This is a genomic window from Rhizobiales bacterium NRL2, from assembly GCA_001664005.1.
In the GTDB taxonomy this organism is placed as follows: Bacteria; Pseudomonadota; Alphaproteobacteria; order Minwuiales; family Minwuiaceae; genus Minwuia.
The window spans coordinates 2532735-2552504 of the sequence record CP016093.1; the positions used below are offsets into that span (position 1 = coordinate 2532735).

Below are 19770 nucleotides of genomic sequence, written 5' to 3' on the forward strand. Positions count from 1 at the left end.
GTTTCTCTTTTTCCGGCGGCGAAAGGACGACGGCAATGGCTGAGAATCCCGCCATGAGCGCCGGAACCCGTGTTGGAACCCTGGTCAGGAACTGGCGCTTCGCCTTCCCGGTCGCGCTCTTTGGCGTGATAGCGGCGGCGCTCTGGACCGGATTGTCTCTCAATCCAAAGGAAATACCCTCCGCGTTGATCGGCAAGGCCGTTCCCGCATTCGACCTTCCACCGGTACAGGGGCGCGCGCAGGGCCTTTCGGATGCGGACCTCCGGGGTGAAGTCAGCCTTCTCAATGTCTTCGCGTCATGGTGCACGGCCTGCCGCGCGGAACACCCGTTGTTCATGCAATTGGCCAGATCGGGAGCGGTGCCGATTCACGGTCTCAACTACAAGGACAGACCGAACGATGCGGCCGCATGGCTTGACGAGCTTGGGGATCCCTATTCGCGGACCGGAGCGGATCTGAATGGCCGGGTCGGCATCGACTTCGGTGTCTACGGCGTGCCCGAAACCTTTGTCATCGGCGCAGACGGCCGCATTGCCTACAAGCATATCGGCCCCGTGACCCCTCAGGCGTTGAAGGACGTGATTCTGCCGCTGATCGGCCGGCTCCGCGAAGAAGGGAAACCCCTGCCATGAGACTGCTCGCGTTCGTCGCCATATCGGTAGTTCTCGTCACTTCAGCCTTGCGCGCCGAACAAGCGCCTATGTCGCTGCATGATGAACCGCGGCCAATCCCGCCGATCGGGTTCAAGGACGGCGATGGCCGCGACTACGACCTCGATGACTGGCGCGGCCGGATCGTTCTGCTCAACATCTGGGCCACGTGGTGTCCGCCCTGCCGCCATGAAATGCCGACGCTCGACAGACTTCAGGATCAGCTCGGCGGCGAACGCTTCGAAGTTATCGCCCTTTCGATCGACAGGGCTGGCGTCGGAGTCGTTCGGAGCTTCTTCGAGGAGACGGGAGTGCGGCGACTTCGGCTTTTCATCGATGAAACGGGCGAGTCGGTCAGGGAACTCGGCGCCTTCGGATTGCCGACGACCCTGCTGATCGGCCCCCGGGGCAACGAACTGGCCCGGCTCGTCGGACCTGCCGAGTGGGACACTCCGGAGATGGTCGCGTTCCTGGAGACCGTGATCGCCGAACATACAGGAAAGCAGACAAGGCCATGACGACTGAGGATATTCCTGACAAGGGAGCCCATGCCTCGCCGCGACGCACCCTTCCGGCCTGGCTGACAGAGCGCCGCACCCTCTTGCTGGCGGCGGCCGCGGCCGCAGGCGTCGGCCTGTTTTCGAACTGGAGTTGGCTGACGGCGGTCGGGGCCGCGCCGATCCTGCTCGCCTTCGTCCCGTGTCTGGCCATGTGCGCGCTCGGTTTCTGCATGCGCGGCGGCGGTGCGGGCGCGTGCAAGACCCGCGGCAGTGCATCAGTCAGGCCAGGAGTGCCTGACGTTACCCCTCAGCGTTCTGGAGAACTCTGAGATCCAAAACCGAGAAAGGAAACCGACCATGCGCAATACACTCAAGACCCTGACCGTTGTCGGCGGCCTGTTCGCCGCGACATCCCTTGCCTTCGCTGACGAGCAACAGCCGCAGCAGCCGAAGGAACGGATGCCGGGAATGATGCAGGACGAAAACGGGATGTCCGGCATGATGGGCATGATGCAGATGATGCAGCAGATGGGTCCGATGATGGAGGAATGCCGCGAGATGATGGCGGCCATGACGGACCACATGAAATCGGGCCCGCACGCGCCCGACTCTCGCGACGGCTGATTGTAATGGCCCGCCCGGGCATTCTGCGCGGGCGGGCGCATTCCGAGGTGATCCGATGACTTCGTTCACATCCTCGAGGTTGGCCCGCATTCGGTATGCGCTCTGGGGTCTCGCGGTCGTCGCCGCGCTCGTTCTTGCCGGCCTGTACATGACGAGGACGCCAGCGCCGCAGGAAAGCGGGCAGGCGACCCGAACCGGAGAAGCGGTCATCCGCTCCGAATTCACATTGACTGACCACACCGGCAAGCGCGTAACCGAGGCCGAGTTTCTCGGACGCTGGCAGTTGGTGTTCTTCGGTTTCACCCATTGTCCCGATCTGTGTCCCACGACACTGGCCTATATGGCGAGGGTTCTCGACATGCTCGGCGGCGACACCGCGGAAAGGGTCGCGGCCCTGTTCATTACGGTCGACCCCGGCCGGGATACGCCGGAAGCGTTGGCCGAATATGTCTCGGCGTTCCATCCCGGGCTCGTCGGCCTGACGGGCAGCGAGGCCGATATCGCCGCCGCGGCGAACGCCTTTCGCGTCTTCTATGAACGGATGGAGCAAGACAGCGCCCCGGACGGATATGTCATGGCGCATTCGGGCTACATCTACCTGATGACCCCCGACGGACAGTTCGAGACCGGATTCCGCGAAAGCGACCAGCTCCCGGAAGAGATGGCCCGGAAGATCCGGGACGCCATGGAAAGGTATGGAGAATGAGAACCGCCCTGCTGATCGCCTTGATCCTGGCGATGTCGCCACTGGCCGCAATGGCCGAGAATGCGGTCCGGATCATTGACCCGTGGGCACGCGCCACCATTCTCGCATCCCGTCCCGGCGTCGCCTATCTGACCATGGAGAGCGCCCGCGACGACCGGTTGGTGGCGGTCGAAAGCCCCGCCGCCGACAGGGTGATGATCCACGCCATTGAGAACAGCGACGATGTCAACCGGATGATGAACCTCGACGCGCTGGATTTGCCGGCGGGCGAACGGGTCGTCCTCGCTCCGGGCGGCGCGCATCTGATGCTGACGGGGCTGAAGAAACGGCTGACCGAAGGCACGCGATTTCCCCTCACCCTGAGATTCGAACGCGCCGGCGCGATCACGGTCTCTGTCCCGGTGCTCGGCGTCGGGGCCGGGGGTCCGGCGGAGGACATCCAATGAAAGCTCTCCTGATCTTCGGCCTTCTCGTCGTGGCCATGCCGGCTTTCGCCCATCATCCTGGTGAACGGTTGGACGAAGTGATGGCTACCAAGGAGCCGGCCTTCGAGCCGACTGACCAGCGGTCGGTCCCGGGCCTGGCGCTGACGGTTGAGCAGGGCCAAAGCCTGACGCTCCGCGACCTCGGGGACAGCATCGTTGTTCTGAGCTTCGCGCCTCGCGATTGCGGCGCTCCCTGTGCGGAGCAACAGGAAATCCTCGCCTCCGTGCAGGAGCAGGTGAACGTCACGCCCATGAAGCAGATGGTGACCTTTCTGACGATCCTTGATCGCCCCGACGCCAACGGTCCGTCATGGGACCGCGCAAACTGGCGATCAGCGTCGCCCTCGGACGAAACGGTGGCCGAAAGCGCTCGCCGCTTCACCGCACTGAGTGATCGGAGTCCATCGTTCCCGCTGGTTCACGTCATCGACAGGGGAGGCCGGCATGCCGGCCTGTTTCACGGAACCGCGTTCCGGCAGATCAATCTCGTCCTCTACATAAACGGCCTGACGAACGCGCCCCCGGTTGCCGACACCTCGGAACCCGACAGCTGGTGGGACAGGGTCATCGGGTTCTTCAAATGAACGGTTCCCGGACAGCGGGCGCGCACGTTCCTGCCAGCGCGCTCACATGGCTGACGGCTCTGAGACGTTACATGGGGTTCGTGGCGGCCGCGAACCTGATCTGGGAGTTCGCGCACATGCCGCTCTATACGCTGTGGGAAACCGGCTCCGCAGCAGAGATCGTTTTCGCCGCTGTTCATTGCACCGGCGGCGATATCCTCATCGCGCTCAGCGCCGTCATGCTGTCCTTGTTCCTGTTCGGGAACACAGGTTGGCCCGCCGAACGACGGGTTCAGGTTGTAGCGGGCGCTATCGCCTTCGGGCTTGCCTATACGATGTTCAGCGAGTGGCTGAACATCGAGGTGCGGGAAGCCTGGGCCTATCGCGAGTTGATGCCTGTGATCCCCGTTCTTGATGCGGGCCTCAGCCCGGTCCTGCAATGGATCGTGGTGCCGCTCGCCGGCTTCTGGTGGGCGCTCCGGATCAATACGGTTCCTGCTCGCGGAGAAGCAGAGGCATGACAGCCGAACTCAGTCTTGTCGGCCTGGTCGTGACCTTCCTGGCCGGAGCGATTTCGTTCCTTTCTCCCTGCGTTCTGCCGCTTGTGCCCGGCTACGTCTCCTACATCGCCGGCGGCACGGCCCGGATCTCCGCCTCGCCGGGCCCTCGGCGTTTTCCATTCGCTGCAGTGGCGCTCAGCCTCTTCTTCGTGCTGGGGTTCTCGACGGTCTTCATCATCCTGGGCGCCAGCGCGACGGCGTTGGGTCAACTGATGCTCGGCTATCGCTACGAGCTGAACATCGTTGGCGGCACGGTGGTCATCGTTTTCGGGCTTTTCATGCTGGGCTTCGCCCGTTTCGGCCTGATGCAGCGGGATCTGCGTTTTCACCTGTCGATTCCCGGTGGCCGCCCGGTCGCTGCCTATGTCCTCGGTCTCGCATTCGCGTTCGGCTGGACTCCTTGCATCGGGCCGATTCTGGGCGCGATTCTGACGACAACAGCGGCGTCCGCGACGGTCTCCGAGGGCACGACCCTGCTTGCGGTCTACTCGGCCGGGCTTGGCGTGCCCTTCCTCCTGGCTGCGGCGTTCACCGAGCGACTGGCGCGGCGTCTGCGGCCCATCGGCCACCTGGGCCGCCGTCTGCATCAGGTCGCCGGGGTGATCCTGATCGTGATGGGCGTTGCGATGATCACCGACTATCTCTCTGCCTTCGCATTCTGGCTGCTCGACACCTTTCCGATCCTGGGACAGATCGGATAGCGAACGCCCGTGCGGGATACCTGGTGCTCGAAGCAGTTGCGAGAGTGATCGGACACTGCACGGTCCAGCTATCGCGGGGCCGGTTCAGTGATCGATCCGACATGATTATTCCGTCAGCGCATCCAGGACCGGGCATTCCGGGATTTCATCGCCTGAGCATTTGGCAGAGGTATCCGACAGGACCTGCTCGATGCGCTTGAGGTCGGCGATCTTCGCACGCACATCGGCGAGGTGCCGTTCGGTGCGCTCCTTCACCTCTGCGCAGGTTTGCGTGCCGCCATCGACGAGGGCGAGCAGCCCTCGGATGTCGTCAAGTGAGAAGCCCAGCTCGCGTGCCCGCAGAATGAAGCGCAGCCGTTCCACATGGCCGTTGTCGTAGAGGCGATAACCGGCCTCGGTGCGCGGCGGTTCCGGCATCATGCCGATCTTCTCGTAGTAGCGGATGGTCTCAAGGTTGCAGCCGGTGCGGCGCGCAAGCGCGGCGCGGTGCAATCCCGTCCCTGACGTTTCGTGCGCCATCTGATCTCCAGAAACCTCTTGAGCCTGTAGTCGCTACAGACCCTACCTTCAAGGATGAACAAGATCGAGGACAGACCGACATGCATGAGGTGCGAACCAGTTCGGAGGCCCACGGAACCCCGGAAAACGCCGGAGATAGCAGAAAGCGCTGGTATGCGGCCGGCGGGCTGATCGGCGCGGTCCTGGCGTCATCGTGCTGCATTGCGCCGCTCGCCCTGCTCACGCTCGGCGTCTCGGGGGCGTGGATCGGCAATCTGACGGCGCTGGAGCCTTACAAACCATACTTCGCCGCAGTCGCCCTCGTCTTCATCGGGCTCGGCTTCCATCAGGTGTATGTGAAGCCGAGGAAGGCTTGCGCCGAGGACAGCTACTGCGCGCGCCCGCAGTCCTCAATCATCACGCAAGCGGCCCTCTGGATCGGGACGGCGTTGGTCATACTGGCGCTGACGATCAACTGGTGGGCGCCGCTGTTTTACTAGGAAACAAACACATGAAACGACCTCTCATCGTTGCCACGGCGGCGGTTGTCCTGGGCATCGGCGCCTCGCTTTTCCTCGTACCCCAGTCGCAGGTGAACGCGCAGTCGACCAACGTGGCGACGGAGACCGCCACTGCAACCTTCGCCATCGAGAACATGACCTGCGCCCTGTGCCCGATCACCGTGCGCAAGGCCATGGAAGGAGTAGAAGGCGTGCGCTCCGTCCAGACGGACCTGGAGGCCAGAACCGCCACGGCCGTGTTCGACCCAAGGGTCGTGTCTCCGGCAGATATCGCCGCCGCCTCGACGAATGCAGGATATCCCGCCAGATCGAAACCGTGATGGCGCGCGGATGAAGGACGCCACGATCATCAAGACCGGTGTCATCGGCACGGCCATCGCCGCCATCTGCTGCTTCACACCCCGTGCTGGTCATCGGGCTGAGCGTGGTTGGCCTCTCGGCATGGCTCGGCTGGCTGGACTACGTGCTGCTGCCCGCGCTCGCGACTTTCATTGGCATCACGGCCTACGGCCTCTGGCGGCGGCGGCAGTCTATCGCCTGCCGCCAATCCGATCCCGAAGCAACGAAGGAGACCAGATAACATGGTCGATTGCTGCACACCGCCCTCGGGCGGACGCTACGACCTCGCCGTCGTCGGCGCAGGCTCCGCGGGGTTCTCCGCCGCCATCACCGCCGCCGAACAGGGCGCCAATGTCGCCCTTATCGGCCACGGCACAATCGGCGGCACCTGCGTCAATGTGGGCTGCGTGCCGTCGAAGACCATGATCCGCGCCGCCGAGGCCCTGCACGCTGCGCGCACCGCCAGCCGTTTCCCGGGCCTTGCCGGAGAGGCGCAGGTGACGGACTGGCAAGCCCTCGTGAGCGCCAAGGACGATCTCGTGGCGAGCCTCCGTCAGGGTAAGTACATCGACCTGCTGTCCGCCTGGCCCGGTATATCCTATCTCGACGGGACCGCACGCCTGAGCCCTGACGGTATCGCCGTGGACGGGCAGACCGTGCCGGCAGGGAAGGCCGTCATCACGACCGGCGCCGCGCCGGCAAAGCCGGATATTCCCGGTATCGACGATGTTCCCTGGCTGTCCAGCACAACGGCGCTGGAACTGACGGCGCTGCCCCGCTCGCTGATCGTCATCGGCGGTGGCTATGTCGGCTGCGAGCTCGCGCAGATGTTTGCGCGCATGGGCACGGAGGTGACGCTGGTAACCCGCTCGCGTCTGCTGCCCGAGGCCGAGCCGGAAATCTCGGAAGCGCTGACCGGCTATCTGCGCGACGAAGGCCTCATCGTTCGCGATGGCCTCGCATACCGGCAGATTGCACGAGCGGACGACCGCGTTGCGCTGACCGTGGAGATCGAGGGGCGAGGGGAGACGTTGAGGGCGGAACAGGTGCTGGTCGCGACGGGGCGGACGCCCAATACGCGCGGGCTCGATCTTCCGCAGAACGGCGTCCAACTCGCCAACAATGGCGGCGTCGCGGTCGACGAGCGGATGCGCACCTCCAAGGCCGATCTCTACGCCGCCGGCGATGTGACCGGCCGCGACCAGTTCGTCTACATGGCCGCCTATGGCGCCAAGCTCGCCGCCCTCAACGCGCTGAATGGCGACAGCCTTGTCTACGACAACAGCGCCATGCCCTGGGTGGTGTTCACCGACCCGCAGGTGGCTGGCGTCGGTCTGAGCGAAGCCGCGGCCCGAGAAGCGGGCTACGACGTCAAGACCTCGGTCCTGCCGCTCGACCAGGTGCCCCGGGCGCTTGCGGCGCGCGATACGCGCGGGCTCATCAAGCTGGTCGCCGACGCGGAAACCGACCGCCTGCTGGGCGGCCAGATCCTTGCGCCCGAAGGCGCCGACAGTGTCCAGACGCTCACGCTTGCCCTCAAGGCCGGCATGACGGCAAGGGGACTCGGCGAGACGATATTCCCGTATCTCACCACCGTGGAAGGGCTGAAGCTGGCCGCACAGACCTTCGAAAAGGACGTGGCGATGCTGTCCTGCTGTGCGGGGTGACTCCCGTCGTCGCCGCGCGTGAGAACCGCTCGCCCGGTACAGGTCATCGCTGCCGCCGTGCTTGACCCTGCACCATGGTGCGGGGATCAGAATGATCAGCAGGGAGGAAGCGCATGGCGAAGGCGAACATGACAATCGGCAGAGCGGCGAAGGCGGCAGGCGTGCGGATCGCGACGATCCGGTTCTACGAGCGCCGCGGCCTGATTGCGCAGCCGCGCAAGCCGGAGAGCGGATACCGGACCTATCCCGACGAAACCGTCGCGCGCATCCGCTTTATCCGGCAGGCCCAGGAGATCGGCTTCTCCCTGGCCGAGGTCGCTGAGCTTCTCTCATTGCGCGCCGACCCTCGCGCAGACTGTGGCGACGTACGCGCTCGCGCGATCGGGAAGCGCGTCGAGGTCCAGGCCAAGCTCGATCAGCTTACGCAAATGCGCGCCGCGCTTGATGAGCTGATCGCCAGTTGTCCGGGCGGCGGCAACGTCAGGGCCTGCACGATTCTCGATGCCATGCAGTGCGAACCGGCAGGTGCCGGGACAGCGACTTCTTCGACGACGTTCGGATCTAGAAAAGGCAGCGGGACATGAAGACGACGACCCTGACCATCGAGGGTATGCACTGTGACGGCTGTGCCCGGACAATCGAGGTGCTGGTTGCCCGGGTGCCGGGTGTTCGACAGGCTGAGGTCTCCTTCGACGAACGCCGCGCCCGCATATTGCACGATCAGTACGCGGCCTCGACTACCGACCTCATAGAGGCGATCGCCAAAGGCGGTTTCACCGCAAACTCAAACTGAACATGCTTGAAACCAGCTTCATGGGCATCGTCGCGATCCCGGCCGGTCTTGGCCTGATCGGCTTTGTCGAACCGTGTTCGATCGGCTCAAGCCTGGTCTTCATCAAGTACCTGGAAGGCAAAGGCCCGCTCGCCAAGCTTGCCGAAACATCCCTGTTCGCGCTTACGCGGGCAGTTTTCATCGGGCTGCTGGGCGTTCTGGCTGCCGTGATCGGGTCGTTGTTTCTCGATCTGCAACGCGGCGCCTGGCTGCTTCTCGGCGTGGCCTATGTCGGCTTGGGCCTGTTGCTTGCGACAGGGCGCGCCCGGGCGCTCATGGTCTCGTTGGGCCCAGGCCTCAAACGGCTGAGCGGGCGACGCGGGTCCGCGGGGCTGGGCCTGTTGTTCGGGCTCAACATCCCGGCCTGCGCCGCGCCATTGCTGTTTGCGTTGCTGGCGGGAGCGGCCGCATCCGATGACGCGAGCGCCCTCACCGGGTTTGCCGCCCTCGCTGTGTTCGGCTTCGCGCTGTCGCTACCGCTGGTGGCGATCGTGCTGATCCCCGGCGCACACGCCCTTCTCGATCGTTTTGCCGCGCTGTCGAGGCGTTATCCGGTCGTCGCGGGACTGGTCCTCGTCGCGCTTGGCGCGTGGTCGATCGGGTTCGGCCTGTTTGCCGAAATTAACGCCGGCGCGACATCGTGACCTGAAAGGATACACGTCATGACGACAGTGCAGATGCCGCAGGATTCGGTCTCGCCGTGGCGCGAGGAGCCTTCCGAACGTCAGGGGCGCGCCCGCATCCGCGCCCGGATTGGCGGGCTGCACTGCTCGCTGTGCACCGGCACGATCGAGAAAGCGCTCGGCCGGCAGAAGGGCGTCGACAAGGTCGCTGTGAGCCTGACGCACGAGCAGGCGCTGGTCGAATACGATCCAGAGATCACAACGCCCGAGACCCTGCTCGGCACGCTCCGCGACATCGGCTACACGATCCACGATCCGAACAAGCTGCGACCGTTCGACGAAGAGGAACGCGAACTGGTCGCCGAGGGCCGTCGGTTTCTGACCGCCACGGCCTTCAGCCTCCTGTCGATTGCGCTGATCACCGATCCGGCCGGCCCGTTATCCCTGATCCTGCCGGCGCTGGCGACGGTCAGCCTGGTGGCCTTCGTCTTCCTCGTGCTCAGGGCGCGCGGGCTGTGGCCGGCGATCGCCGGCGCCGGGGGGCTCGGCACCATCACGGTCGGACTGCTCGCCCTCAAGAGCGAAGGAATGCTGGCCGGCGCCACGCCCTGGATCGTGGGCGTGCTGGCGGCGGTGCTCGTCTTCGGCGTCGCACGTCACATACTCACAATGGCTTATCAGGCGCTGCGCCGCGGCATCCTGAACCAGCACGTTTTGCTGGAAGCGGGCGCCTTTGCCGGGCTGGCCGGCGGGATCATCGGGCTTGTGCTTGATCGCCCCGGCTATCCGACGGCGCCATTCTTCGCGGTCGCGGTCATGGTTGCGACCTATCACATCTTCTCCGAATGGCTATCGCTGATCGTCAAGACGAGATCCTCCCAGGCGGTCAAACGCCTCCTCGACCTTCAGCCGGACACCGCCCGCGTTCAGCGCGACGGTCAGGAGGTCGAAATCCCGCTTTCCGAAGTGGCGCAAGGGGACCTTGTGCGTGTCCGCCCGGGCGAGCGCCTGCCCGTGGACGGCGAGGTTGTCGAAGGCCGCTCCGCCGTGGATCAGTCGCTCGTCACCGGCGAACCCATGCCGGTCGAGCGGCAGGCAAGCGACACGGTTATTGGCGGCACCATCAACGGCAATGGCACCCTGCTGGTCCGGGTCACGGCCCTTGGCGCGGAGAGCTTCCTGCAACGCGTCGCGCGCGAGGTGGAAGATGCCCGCGCCTTGAAGCCCGGCCTGCTGCATCTCGTCGACCGCGTGCTCAGGGTCTACACGCCCGCCGTGCTCTCGATCTCGATCCTCTCTTTTCTTGGCTGGGCGTTTCTTCCCCAATTGCTGGGCTTTTCACCGGACCTTCAGCGCGCGGTGTTCGCGGGCCTCAGCGTACTCGTCATGGGCTATCCGTGCGCCGTTGGCATATCCGCGCCGCTCTCGATCGTTCGTGGCGCGGGCGAGGCGGCCGAGAAAGGTATCCTGATGCGCACCGGTGAGGCGTTCCAGGGCTATCGTCTGGTGCGCCAGATTGCCTTCGACAAGACCGGCACGCTGACCGAGGGCCGGCCACGCGTGCACGAAGTCGAAGCGGTGTCGGGCGATACCGATGGGTTACTCGCGCTCGCCGCGGCCGCCGAAGCCGCGTCAGAACACCCGCTGGCCGAAGCAGTCGTCGAAGCGGCCTTCGAGATGGGCCTGACCCCGCCCGATGCCGAAAGCTTCGAGGCGGCGCCGGGCAAGGGGGTCGTGGCCCGCATCGATAGCACGGAGGTACTGGTCGGCAGTCAGCGCTTCGTCACGGAGGGCGGTGTCGATCTCACGTCGCTTGAGCGACGGGTCGGCGAACTGGAAGATATCGGGCGCACGGTCATCGTAGTCGCTCGGGACGGCGAGCCTGTCGGACTTCTCGCGCTCGGTGACACACTGCGCGACGATGCGGCCGAAACTATCGCCGGGCTTCGCGATGCCGGTGTTCGCACTGTGCTTGTCACCGGAGATAACGAACGCACCGCAGCCCGCGTCGCCGGATACCTTGGCATTGATGAGGTTCACGCCGGAGTGCTGCCGGGCGAGAAGGCTGAGGTGATCCGCGATCTCCAGACGCGCGGGCGCACGGCGGTGGTGGGCGACGGCATCAACGACGCGCCCGCCCTGATGCAGGCCGATGTCGGCATCGCCATGGGCTCGGGCACCGACATCGCCATCGACGCCGCCGACGTCATCATCCTCAACAACCGGATATCGAATGTCGCCCGAGCGCAGGAGATCAGCCGCGGGGGCTATCGGAAGATGCTCCAGAATGTCTCCCTTGCTTTCCTGTTCAACGGCATCGGCGTGCCGGTCGCCGCGACAGGCTTGCTCTATCCCGTCTGGGCCATGGTCGCCATGGCGGCCAGCGTGACCGCGATCTTCGTCAATTCGCTCTGGGGTCGGCCGCGCCTGTTCTTCGACGCGATCCTCAGTGTGGGACGGCCGTTGGAGAAATAGGAACTCGTAGCAAGACCAGCCGTCTCAGGAATCGTCCGCACGATGGTTAACAAGGGTACCTGTGTGAAAGGACGCTATGCATGTTCTCCGAAGATATATAGAAACGCGCCGCCCATCGTGCTGTTCCAGTTGCTACCTCCATCACCTCGAAGGATTGCGCGGGGCGGCGCCTTCGAACAGGTCCTGCATCACCTGATCGATCTCGGACGCGCGGAAGACATTCTTGCCGATGCCCGGGATGGTCCGTGGCATCGGTATCGTGCCCCGTCGGATGAGTTCGTAGATCTGGGGTCGGCTGACGCCGATCCGGTCCGCGACCGCCTTGATGCTGGTGATGTATTGCTCGGTCACGTCGTTCTCCGCCGCGGTTGCACGATGATGACGGCAGATTGGTGCCAGCGACGTCGGCGGCGTAAGTGTCAAGTCGTCAGCAAAAATCGACGAGACCTTCGCGTTCCTTTCGATAAGCGCGGATGCGTCGGTTGAGGGTGGCGAGAGACGGCGCCCGATAGCCTGCCGCCACGCAGGCATAGCCGACCAGGCGTCGGATATCGGTCTCGCGGGTGTCGTCTCCGCAGATCATTGGCAGCTGCATCTTCCACTCGACCCAGATATCGAAGAGGCGGAACAGCAGCATGTCCCGGCCTTCCGAGCCACGTGGGCCGAACCTGGGTCTCTCCGCAAGCTCGGCGGCCCGCTCCAATATCGGCACATCCGCGGAGTCGCAGGCAGAGAGGAACTGCCCCGGAGAGAGGTGGCTGAGGGACAGCCGCTCTGAGCCAGGCGGCATCTCGTCCAGCGCCATGGCGATCCACGGCAGGGCGCCTTCCGGCCAATGTTGGTTGCCGACACTGTCCGGCGCGTAAGAGGTGATGGCGCCGTTGTCCTTGATCTCGCCGATCCAGTCCCGGATCTGGCGTGCGAAGAGCTTCCGCGCCGGTCGGTCGTCATCGAAGCAGGCCCGGTTCACGGGAGCCCGGACGATCGCGCTGTCGATCAGCCTGGCTGTCCGCTCATCCGCGTCGAAGCGCTCTATGATTTCGCCCAAGTGCCTGCCGAACTGATCCCGGGCAATGCTCCCACCGCGCGACCAGACGGGCAGGGGGCTGCGGGGGCGTCCCCGACTACGTGGCATGCCGGATGTCCTGGACCGTCCTCGACCACTGCTCGAGCGCATCGCGTTTCTCGGCCAGATAGCTGAACCGGTTATAGACCTGCGCCACCATGCCCACGGATTGCCCGGACCTGAGCTGGATCCGCTCGATCAGGCTCTCGGCGACGCCCAGGCGGGCAAGCCCCGTTGCCTGAGTTCGCCGCAGATCGTGGAGCCGCCAGTCCGTCACGCCCGAACCCTTATCGAGGCTGCGTTTGAGCTTGGAGAGTCCCTTGATGGGGCCGCCGAAGCGACCACCGAAGACGACATCGCCTTGCCGTTCGATGGTGCGCAAGATCGCTCGGGTGGTGCGGGGCAGGGGCACCTCGGCGGCGGTACGGCTCTTGGTGGTTTCGCCGCGGACGTGCCAGACTTCGACGTCGATGTCGCGCCATTGCATCTCGGTGACCTGACCCACACGCTGTCCCGTGAGCAAGAGGAAGCGGATCATCGCGCCGTAGGTTCCAAGACTGCCACAGGCCTTCCAGATGGCGGCGACCTCCGGATCGGTCAGGACCCGGTCCCGTGACGCGGGCGGCTTCGGGCCGCGCATCGAGACGATCGGCGACTGGTCGACGAGTTCCCGGTCAACGGCATAGCTGAACAGTGCGGACATGGTTGACCATATGGCCCGTGCCACAGCCGGCTTGTCGGCATGCCGGTCGAGCAGGCGGCGAATGTCCGTCCGCAGGATCTCACGGATCGGTCGGTCGCCGAGCTCCCCCAGAACGTAGCGTCGAAGGGTGCCCTCATAGTGCGAGACAGTCCGGGGGCTTTTGCCTTCCTTCAGCTTGAATTCTGTGAACCGTTCGGCAACGGCACGCAGGCGCCCGGCGTCATGAGCCCGTCGTCGTGCTGCAACGGATGCCTTGGCGGCTACGCCTTCACCGGCATGGATCTCGGCCCGTGTCGACTTCGCCGCCTTTCGCGCATCGGCCAGGCTCAGCTCCGGATATCGACCGAGCGTCACGGTCCGCTGACGGCCATCCGGCCCGAAGGCGCGCAGCTGGAAACTTTTCAGGCCGGTGGGCGCCACGCGGACGCAGAGACCGTCCACCAGGCCGTCCTTCTGCAGGTAGGATTTGGCACCCGGCCTGAGGCTCTTGAGGGTGCGGTCGGTCAGGCTACGTTGTAATGACATTGTAATGGAATCCCTGAGCTAGGCTCGTTTACGGATTCTGACACAAGTGACAATAATATAGCAATATCAGTGTGATGGCGGACGTTCTCAGATTACGCGCATTGACGCAAATGACGCAAAAATAAAACTTTTAATCAGCGGGTCACAGGTTCGAATCCTGTCGGGCTCACCATTATTCCCTTCCTTCTGTTCGGACCCGCGGCATCGGCCCGGGGGTCGACATTCGCGCGCCAGTTCCCAAATGCCCCGGATCGCGGCGGCGTCAGGCCGTCAGTCCACCGCCTGCATTGCAAGGAGGAGCGCGTGTCGATCGTCCGCAGCGCACCGGGCCGGCTGTTCGCCATGGCCATCGTGTTCGCCTGCGCGCTGCCGCTGGCGGCCCAGGAACCGGAGCCGACCGTCTTCGAAGCCGAGAGGCTCAATGCGGGTCTCGGCGCGCCACCCGAGAATTTCGTGCGCGAGACGCCCCGGGGCACGCTCGAAACCTTCCTCGATCTCGCCGACCGCCGCATGTTCGATGCGGCCGCTCACGCGCTGAACCTGAACGGCGTCGAAGCGGACCGTCAGCGCCGGCGCGGCGCGGAGCTGGCGCGCATGCTCTACGAAGTGATCGAGCGACGCGTCGTGATCGACTGGCAGGACGTGCCGACCCGGCCGGACGGTCTGGACGAGAGCCTTTCGACCGACCATCCCTTCGCCGGCAAGCAGCGCCGGAGCATCAGGCTCGGTTCGCTCATGCTCGACAACCGTTCGGTTCCCATCCGTCTGAACCGGATCGGGCCAGCCGATACCGAACCGGTCTGGGTGTTCAGCCGCAAGACCGTCGGGATGGTTCCGCAGTTGCACGCCGCCTTCGGGCCCACCTGGTTCGAACGCAGCCTGCCGGCGTCGCTCAGGGAGTCGGTGACGGCGAGCATCCGCGCATGGGAACTGATCGCCCTGCCGGTCCTGTTCCTGGCCTCGCTGGCCGCGGTCATGGTCCTGCGGGCCGTGGTCGGGCGGACGAGCGCGAATTCGCGTATCGGATGGATCAGCCGCGCGTCGGACGAGGCGCGCACGCCCCTTGCGATCGGTCTGGTCAGTGTGGCGCTGCTGATCGGCGTCGACTGGGCGCTGTCATTCTCGAGCGCCGTGACCCTGTTCCTCTATCCGCTGCTCTGGGCCCTCGTGATCTTCAGCCTGACCCTTGCCGTGGTCAGGACGATCGACGCCACGCTGGAGGTGGTGACGGAGCGCTATGTCGGCGAAATCGACGGCACGGACGATTCCGCGCGGCGGCATCTCTACACCAATGTCTACGGCCTGCGCCGTTTCGTGCTGCTGGTCGCCTTTGTCCTCGGCTCGGTCCTGCTGCTTCACAAGCTGCAGCTCTTCGAGAGCTTCGGCATGTCGCTGCTGGCGTCCGCGGGCGTCGCGACCGTCATTCTGGGCATTGCCGGGCAGAGCATTCTCGGCAACATCCTGGCGAGCCTGCAGGTCGCCATCGCCAAGCCCATCCGCATCGGCGACAGCGTGCTCTACGAGGATCGCTGGTCGCACGTCGAATCGATCTTCTACACCTATATCGTGCTGAAAACCTGGGACGAGCGGCGGCTGATCGTGCCGGTGAAGTACTTCCTGTCGCGGCCCTTCGAGAACTGGACGATGATCGATTCGACCACCGTGCGCAGCTTTGCGATCGAACTCGATCAGGCGGCGCGGCCGGCCGACCTGCGCGATGTGTTCGAGAAACTGGTCGCCCGGGACGACGACGCCATGGAGGACGGGTTGCTGCTCGTCGCGGTCGAGGGGCAGACCGAGCATGCGCAGACCGTCAACTTCTACGCGACCGCGTCCAATCCGACGGATGCCTGGATGATGGAGGTCCGGCTGGCCGAACGGATGGGGGACTGGATACGGGAGAACCACCCCGAATGGTGGCCGCGCGTGCGCCTGGAGCGGCCCGGCCGGGCCGGCCGGCTCGAGCCCCGGGTCATCGACGCGAACGGGGCGGAGTGATCCGCCGGCCCGGTTCGGCGCCGCCTCCTGTGGCCGCATCTCGTCATCCGTCATCCCGATCATTCCGGCGTTGAGCGCTTTACCCTGACCGGCGATCCGGACAGGATGATGCCCGCCGTCAAACGCGGGCGTCGGATATCCGAGTCAGTCCGCCATGTCCCGGTGGAAGACGGTCGGAAGTACGTATTCAATCTTGCGGCGAGGGCAGCGTGGCTGAACCGGAAGATCCGACAGGACGCAGGGACATCATTGACCGCCGGACCCTGCTCGGGTGGGGCGTGGCCGCGGCGGGATTGCCGCTCTTCGGCGCGATCTCCGTCGCCCGCGCCGCCACCCCGCCGGACATCCGCTTTCGCGCCATACACGGGGGGACGACGGTCGGCGAGCATCGTGTCCAATTCCGGTCGGACGGCGATTACCTGGTGGTCACCACGCACATCGATATCACGGTCAGGATCCTTTTCTTCACCGCGTTCCGCTTCTCGCACGACGCCGTGGAGGTGTGGCAGTCGGGCCGGCTGATCTCGGTGGAAGGCACCACGGACGATAACGGTGTGCAGCTCTCGGTGACCGGGTCCGCAGTCGAGGACGGCTTTCGCATCACCGGTGTCGACGGGCCGTACCTGGCGCCGCCGCAACTGCTGACGACGAACACGCTGTGGGACAGAAGGCTGTTGCACGAGAGCAGGATGATCGACGTCCAGCACGGTGGCGAGGTCGGGCTGGTAGTGAAGCCTCGCGGCGAGGAAGACGTGGCGACGCCGCGCGGCCCGGTGCGCAGCCGCCGCTTCCAGATCATCACCCCGAACTACGCCGGAAGTGTATTCTTCGACCGCAACTGGCGCTGGGTCAAAGGCCTGATGGAGAGAAACGGCGAGATCCTGGAATATGCGCTTGCGTCCTAGGATCCCTGCAACAGGCTCGCGCAGGCCGTTCGCCGCCTGCCTCTCGATCGCCTTGATTGCCGCGCTCGCCTCCTGCGCGTCCCTTGTACCGGGCCCGGACGTGGTCGTGGGGACGGGGAGCCCGAGCGGCGCGTACCATCCGCTGGGCGGCTCGATCTGTCGGCTGTTCAATCTCGGGAGCGCGCGTGACGGTCGACGTTGCGCCGTCGTGCCATCGGCCGGTCCCGTCGCAAACCTTGCGATGCTGCGGGACGGCCGCATCGATATCGGGATCCTGCAGTCCGATGTCCTGGCTGATGCCGTGGCGGGCGCCGGCGCGTCCGCTTCACGCGGCCCGAACGCCGACCTGCGGGTGCTTTTCGCCGGCCATTCCAACGCCTTTGCGATCGTGGCCCGCCGGGAACTGAGAATCGAAAGCGTGGCCGATCTGCTCGGCAGGCGCATCAACATGGGCAGCCCCGAGTCCGGTGAACGTATCGCCATGGAGCGCATCATGGCGGCGCTGGGCGCGACCCGTGCCGACTTCACCGAGACCCGGGAGCTGACCCGGGCCGAGCAGTATCGCGCTCTCTGCGCCGATCAACTCGACGCCATCGTGTTCGAGGTCGCGCATCCGAACGGCCTGATCGAGGATGTCGTCCGCAGCTGCCAGGGCGTGCTGGTCGATCTCGGCGGGCCAGCGCTCGACGACATGCTGCGACGCCATCCGGAGTACGAACGCGCAGTGATTTCCGGCGGCACGTATACAGGCAATCCCGACGATGTCCGGACCATCGGTACCCGCGTCGTGGTCGTCACCACTGTGCGGCTGCCCGAGGCGCAGGCCTATGAGATCACGAAGAGCGTGTTCGAGAACTTCGAGGACTTCCGCCGCCTGCACCCGGCTTTCGCCATGCTGTCGATCAACGACATGATCGAGTCCGGCGAGCGTGCGCCGCTTCATCCAGGTGCGATCCGGTATTTCCGTGAGCGGGGCCTGCCGGGGCACCAATGAAGCGCATCCGAATGGCATCGGACGCGGCTTCGGGCGGCCTTGGCCGGAGTCCGGCACAAGGTCGCGTGTCGGCTTCGCCGTTTCACCCCGACCCCGGCTCTCCCCCATCGAGTGAGTAAGCCGGGGTGGGGATCAAATGGTGGACGGCTTCAGCAGGCGTAGGTGGGGAACTGCTCCAGCGCCGACTCGTCGCGGATGCGGACCAGCGCGCGCCCCGCTGCGATCTCCACGGCGTCGCCGGGCAGTGCAGCCTTGCGTCCGCCCAGGCCGAAGACCGGCCCTTCGGTTTCGAGCACCCAGGTCAGCGGCTCGCCATCCTCATTGGTCACGTTCGCGATCACCTTGCCCAGAACATCGCCGCCGGCGCTGAACGCGTCGTACTGCCGTTCAAGGGGCTTGGCGCATTGTTGCTGGGCGGCGGTGTCACCTGCGGGCGGCAGGACGAACAGGCTGGCGACGGCGATCGCCGCAGCGGACACGAACGCAGGACGCATGGCATGGTTCTCCATTCTGTTGAGAATCGAAACGTCGGTCTGGTCGGAAAATCAGGCCGCCCCCATATGGTCATGGATGAGCAGCACAGCGCCGGCGACGACGCCCAGGCCTGCGATGGCGAGGCAGATCAGGCCGGGGACGCGAAACCACGTCCAGCGCATCCCGGCGCCGCCGTCCGGGCGGCTCCGGCCGCGGATACGGTCGGCACTCCGAAGCAGGACATAACCGGCCAGGCCGCCGGCGATGATGGCGACGACGAGCCAGTGCCAGAAGGAGAACGGACCCATGTTCGACCTCCGCAACCACGGGGGCCCGGCCGCGGTCGGCCCCGGGTCCGCAAGACATTTTCTAGATGTGGCCGCCGCTCCGGAATGCAAGCGCCGGATCCTCCTGCCAGGCCGTCCGGGAAGGCCATACGCGGCTCACATGCCTCCTCCGCCAAGGGGAATATCGTCGGGAGAGTGTATTTGAGGTATCATTCGACCGGCGTGAGATCACCATCGCCCAGACAGGCGTGCCGGCCGGGCCCCGACCGGGCAGGTTCGAAGGACCGGGGACGAACGCCATGAACATCAGCCTGGCTAACGACTTCAGACACGCGCTGGACCGCGGTGAGCTTTCGCCGGCATTCCAGCCGGTCCGCCGCCTGAGCGATGGCACCATTGCCGGGGCCGAAGCGCTGATGCGCTGGACCCATGCCGAACATGGCCGCATTGAATCGGCCGAGTTCATTCCCGTCAGCGAACGGACCGGCTCGATCCATGCTCCGGGCGCCTGGATGCTGGAACAGGCGCTGTCTGCACTCACCGGCTGGCGAAAGCAGAGCGCCGGAAGGTCGATGTTCGTGGCTGTAAACCTGTCAGTGGTCCAGTTGTCGAGGTCCGATATCGCCACACAGTGCACCGGAATCCTGAACGCCCACGGCATCGCGCCCGAATGCCTGCATCTGGAAGTGACGGAGACTGCGCCGCTTGATCATCCGGCGGCGGAAGAAGGCATTCGCGCCCTTGGCGCCGCCGGCTTTCGCCTGGCGATGGATGACTTCGGTGCAGGATTCAGCTCCTTCACCCATCTCCACCGGCTGCCCTTCGACACGCTGAAGATCGATCGCTCCTTCGTGGGCGGGCTGGACGACAGCCGCCGCTCGCGGGCGATCGTCGCCAATGTGGTGCGTCTGGCGCACGATCTGGACATGACCGTGGTGGCGGAAGGCGTCGAGACGGAGTGGCAATTGCGGTTCCTGCGCGACGCCGGGTGCGATCTGGGCCAGGGATATCTGCTTGGTCCCCCCGCCGCAGCCGCGGACCTCGCCCGCGAACTGGGCGGCTAGTCGACGGCCG

At 65.3% G+C, this 19770-nt stretch carries 26 protein-coding genes and 1 pseudogene; 21 read left to right on the forward strand and 6 right to left on the reverse strand.

The window, feature by feature from the left end; genetic code table 11:
• Positions 1–53 precede the first annotated feature (53 nt).
• The 8 genes from TEF_11805 (at position 54) to TEF_11840 (ending at position 4789) form a co-directional block, all read left to right on the forward strand.
• Complete coding sequence (locus TEF_11805; protein ID ANK81406.1) at positions 54–632, forward strand: thiol:disulfide interchange protein; 579 nt, start codon at positions 54–56, stop codon at positions 630–632.
• A complete protein-coding gene (locus TEF_11810) occupies positions 629–1168 on the forward strand; it encodes a thiol:disulfide interchange protein (GenBank protein ANK81407.1) in 540 nt (179 codons plus the stop codon). Before TEF_11805 ends, TEF_11810 begins: the two co-directional genes overlap by 4 nt.
• A gap of 339 nt (positions 1169–1507) precedes the next feature.
• Entirely contained in the window at positions 1508–1774 is a 267-nt protein-coding gene (locus TEF_11815) for a hypothetical protein (GenBank protein ANK81408.1), read from the forward strand.
• 55 nt (positions 1775–1829) lie between these two features.
• Positions 1830–2480, forward strand: coding sequence for an electron transporter (locus tag TEF_11820; GenBank protein ID ANK81409.1), 651 nt, complete (start codon positions 1830–1832; stop codon positions 2478–2480).
• Positions 2477–2926: a hypothetical protein gene (locus TEF_11825; protein ANK81410.1), complete on the forward strand. Its 450-nt coding sequence runs from the start codon at positions 2477–2479 to the stop codon at positions 2924–2926. Before TEF_11820 ends, TEF_11825 begins: the two co-directional genes overlap by 4 nt.
• Positions 2923–3549 carry a hypothetical protein gene (locus TEF_11830; GenBank protein ANK81411.1) on the forward strand — a complete coding sequence of 209 codons (627 nt, stop codon included), beginning with the start codon at positions 2923–2925 and terminating at the stop codon, positions 3547–3549. Before TEF_11825 ends, TEF_11830 begins: the two co-directional genes overlap by 4 nt.
• Positions 3546–4049: a hypothetical protein gene (locus TEF_11835; GenBank protein ANK81412.1), complete on the forward strand. Its 504-nt coding sequence runs from the start codon at positions 3546–3548 to the stop codon at positions 4047–4049. Before TEF_11830 ends, TEF_11835 begins: the two co-directional genes overlap by 4 nt.
• On the forward strand, positions 4046–4789 hold the full coding sequence (locus TEF_11840; protein ANK81413.1) for a cytochrome C biogenesis protein: 744 nt from the start codon (positions 4046–4048) through the stop codon (positions 4787–4789). Before TEF_11835 ends, TEF_11840 begins: the two co-directional genes overlap by 4 nt.
• Before the next feature lie 105 nt (positions 4790–4894).
• Here TEF_11840 and TEF_11845 read toward each other — a convergent pair whose 3' ends face one another.
• Positions 4895–5308: a MerR family transcriptional regulator gene (locus TEF_11845; GenBank protein ANK81414.1), complete on the reverse strand. Its 414-nt coding sequence runs from the start codon at positions 5306–5308 to the stop codon at positions 4895–4897.
• 89 nt (positions 5309–5397) lie between these two features.
• On the opposite strand from TEF_11845, the gene TEF_11850 reads away from it, so the two are divergent.
• From TEF_11850 to TEF_11885, 8 genes and pseudogenes are all read left to right on the forward strand, one after another.
• Positions 5398–5787, forward strand: coding sequence for a mercury transporter MerT (locus TEF_11850; GenBank protein ID ANK83441.1), 390 nt, complete (start codon positions 5398–5400; stop codon positions 5785–5787).
• 11 nt (positions 5788–5798) lie between these two features.
• Positions 5799–6128, forward strand: coding sequence for a heavy metal transporter (locus TEF_11855; GenBank protein ID ANK81415.1), 330 nt, complete (start codon positions 5799–5801; stop codon positions 6126–6128).
• A 10-nt stretch (positions 6129–6138) separates the two neighbouring features.
• Positions 6139–6388, forward strand: a pseudogene (locus TEF_11860) (hypothetical protein).
• A 1-nt stretch (position 6389) separates the two neighbouring features.
• On the forward strand, positions 6390–7814 hold the full coding sequence (locus TEF_11865) for a mercury(II) reductase (GenBank protein ANK81416.1): 1425 nt from the start codon (positions 6390–6392) through the stop codon (positions 7812–7814).
• A gap of 113 nt (positions 7815–7927) precedes the next feature.
• Positions 7928–8398, forward strand: coding sequence for a heavy metal-responsive transcriptional regulator (locus TEF_11870; protein ANK81417.1), 471 nt, complete (start codon positions 7928–7930; stop codon positions 8396–8398).
• Positions 8395–8607 (forward strand): cation transporter, encoded by a 213-nt coding sequence (locus tag TEF_11875; protein ANK81418.1) that lies wholly within the window; start codon positions 8395–8397, stop codon positions 8605–8607. Before TEF_11870 ends, TEF_11875 begins: the two co-directional genes overlap by 4 nt.
• A 2-nt stretch (positions 8608–8609) precedes the next feature.
• Entirely contained in the window at positions 8610–9290 is a 681-nt protein-coding gene (locus TEF_11880) for a hypothetical protein (protein ANK81419.1), read from the forward strand.
• Positions 9291–9308: 18 nt separating this feature from the next.
• Positions 9309–11744, forward strand: coding sequence for a copper-translocating P-type ATPase (locus tag TEF_11885; GenBank protein ID ANK81420.1), 2436 nt, complete (start codon positions 9309–9311; stop codon positions 11742–11744).
• Positions 11745–11885: 141 nt separating this feature from the next.
• On the opposite strand, the gene TEF_11890 is transcribed toward TEF_11885, so the two are convergent.
• The 3 genes from TEF_11890 to TEF_11900 form a co-directional block, all read right to left on the reverse strand.
• Positions 11886–12095, reverse strand: a complete 210-nt coding sequence (locus tag TEF_11890; GenBank protein ANK81421.1) for a hypothetical protein — start codon at positions 12093–12095, stop codon at positions 11886–11888.
• A 76-nt stretch (positions 12096–12171) separates the two neighbouring features.
• Positions 12172–12792: a hypothetical protein gene (locus TEF_11895; GenBank protein ID ANK81422.1), complete on the reverse strand. Its 621-nt coding sequence runs from the start codon at positions 12790–12792 to the stop codon at positions 12172–12174.
• A gap of 76 nt (positions 12793–12868) precedes the next feature.
• The gene (locus tag TEF_11900; protein ANK81423.1) at positions 12869–13513 is read right to left on the reverse strand and encodes a hypothetical protein; all 645 of its coding nucleotides are present in this window, start codon (positions 13511–13513) and stop codon (positions 12869–12871) included.
• A gap of 39 nt (positions 13514–13552) precedes the next feature.
• Between TEF_11900 and TEF_11905 the strand changes: the two genes are divergently transcribed.
• From TEF_11905 to TEF_11920, 4 genes are all read left to right on the forward strand, one after another.
• Positions 13553–14032, forward strand: coding sequence for a hypothetical protein (locus tag TEF_11905; GenBank protein ANK81424.1), 480 nt, complete (start codon positions 13553–13555; stop codon positions 14030–14032).
• A 309-nt stretch (positions 14033–14341) separates the two neighbouring features.
• Complete coding sequence (locus tag TEF_11910) at positions 14342–16036, forward strand: hypothetical protein (GenBank protein ID ANK81425.1); 1695 nt, start codon at positions 14342–14344, stop codon at positions 16034–16036.
• 278 nt (positions 16037–16314) lie between these two features.
• Positions 16315–16941, forward strand: a complete 627-nt coding sequence (locus TEF_11915; protein ANK81426.1) for a hypothetical protein — start codon at positions 16315–16317, stop codon at positions 16939–16941.
• Positions 16925–17935 carry a hypothetical protein gene (locus TEF_11920; protein ID ANK81427.1) on the forward strand — a complete coding sequence of 337 codons (1011 nt, stop codon included), beginning with the start codon at positions 16925–16927 and terminating at the stop codon, positions 17933–17935. The genes TEF_11915 and TEF_11920 overlap by 17 nt, the downstream gene beginning before the upstream one ends.
• Before the next feature lie 149 nt (positions 17936–18084).
• On the opposite strand, the gene TEF_11925 is transcribed toward TEF_11920, so the two are convergent.
• Together TEF_11925 and TEF_11930 are read right to left on the reverse strand one after the other, a co-directional pair.
• Positions 18085–18444, reverse strand: coding sequence for a hypothetical protein (locus tag TEF_11925; protein ANK81428.1), 360 nt, complete (start codon positions 18442–18444; stop codon positions 18085–18087).
• Positions 18445–18480: 36 nt separating this feature from the next.
• Complete coding sequence (locus TEF_11930) at positions 18481–18717, reverse strand: hypothetical protein (protein ID ANK81429.1); 237 nt, start codon at positions 18715–18717, stop codon at positions 18481–18483.
• Positions 18718–18995: 278 nt separating this feature from the next.
• On the opposite strand from TEF_11930, the gene TEF_11935 reads away from it, so the two are divergent.
• Positions 18996–19760 (forward strand): hypothetical protein, encoded by a 765-nt coding sequence (locus tag TEF_11935; protein ANK81430.1) that lies wholly within the window; start codon positions 18996–18998, stop codon positions 19758–19760.
• Positions 19761–19770 lie beyond the last annotated feature (10 nt).

Coding starts and splice junctions, on each gene's coding strand:
- TEF_11840 (ANK81413.1), top strand. CDS start 4,046: ATGACAGCCGAACTCAGTCTTGTCGGCCTGGTCGTGACCTTCCTGGCC.
- TEF_11820 (ANK81409.1), top strand. CDS start 1,830: ATGACTTCGTTCACATCCTCGAGGTTGGCCCGCATTCGGTATGCGCTC.
- TEF_11900 (ANK81423.1), bottom strand. CDS start 13,513: ATGTCCGCACTGTTCAGCTATGCCGTTGACCGGGAACTCGTCGACCAG.
- TEF_11855 (ANK81415.1), top strand. CDS start 5,799: ATGAAACGACCTCTCATCGTTGCCACGGCGGCGGTTGTCCTGGGCATC.
- TEF_11935 (ANK81430.1), top strand. CDS start 18,996: ATGAACATCAGCCTGGCTAACGACTTCAGACACGCGCTGGACCGCGGT.
- TEF_11835 (ANK81412.1), top strand. CDS start 3,546: ATGAACGGTTCCCGGACAGCGGGCGCGCACGTTCCTGCCAGCGCGCTC.
- TEF_11825 (ANK81410.1), top strand. CDS start 2,477: ATGAGAACCGCCCTGCTGATCGCCTTGATCCTGGCGATGTCGCCACTG.
- TEF_11805 (ANK81406.1), top strand. CDS start 54: ATGAGCGCCGGAACCCGTGTTGGAACCCTGGTCAGGAACTGGCGCTTC.
- TEF_11830 (ANK81411.1), top strand. CDS start 2,923: ATGAAAGCTCTCCTGATCTTCGGCCTTCTCGTCGTGGCCATGCCGGCT.
- TEF_11920 (ANK81427.1), top strand. CDS start 16,925: ATGCGCTTGCGTCCTAGGATCCCTGCAACAGGCTCGCGCAGGCCGTTC.
- TEF_11885 (ANK81420.1), top strand. CDS start 9,309: ATGACGACAGTGCAGATGCCGCAGGATTCGGTCTCGCCGTGGCGCGAG.
- TEF_11870 (ANK81417.1), top strand. CDS start 7,928: ATGGCGAAGGCGAACATGACAATCGGCAGAGCGGCGAAGGCGGCAGGC.
- TEF_11815 (ANK81408.1), top strand. CDS start 1,508: ATGCGCAATACACTCAAGACCCTGACCGTTGTCGGCGGCCTGTTCGCC.
- TEF_11875 (ANK81418.1), top strand. CDS start 8,395: ATGAAGACGACGACCCTGACCATCGAGGGTATGCACTGTGACGGCTGT.
- TEF_11845 (ANK81414.1), bottom strand. CDS start 5,308: ATGGCGCACGAAACGTCAGGGACGGGATTGCACCGCGCCGCGCTTGCG.
- TEF_11865 (ANK81416.1), top strand. CDS start 6,390: ATGGTCGATTGCTGCACACCGCCCTCGGGCGGACGCTACGACCTCGCC.
- TEF_11810 (ANK81407.1), top strand. CDS start 629: ATGAGACTGCTCGCGTTCGTCGCCATATCGGTAGTTCTCGTCACTTCA.
- TEF_11905 (ANK81424.1), top strand. CDS start 13,553: ATGCCGGTCGAGCAGGCGGCGAATGTCCGTCCGCAGGATCTCACGGAT.
- TEF_11930 (ANK81429.1), bottom strand. CDS start 18,717: ATGGGTCCGTTCTCCTTCTGGCACTGGCTCGTCGTCGCCATCATCGCC.
- TEF_11925 (ANK81428.1), bottom strand. CDS start 18,444: ATGGAGAACCATGCCATGCGTCCTGCGTTCGTGTCCGCTGCGGCGATC.
- TEF_11880 (ANK81419.1), top strand. CDS start 8,610: ATGCTTGAAACCAGCTTCATGGGCATCGTCGCGATCCCGGCCGGTCTT.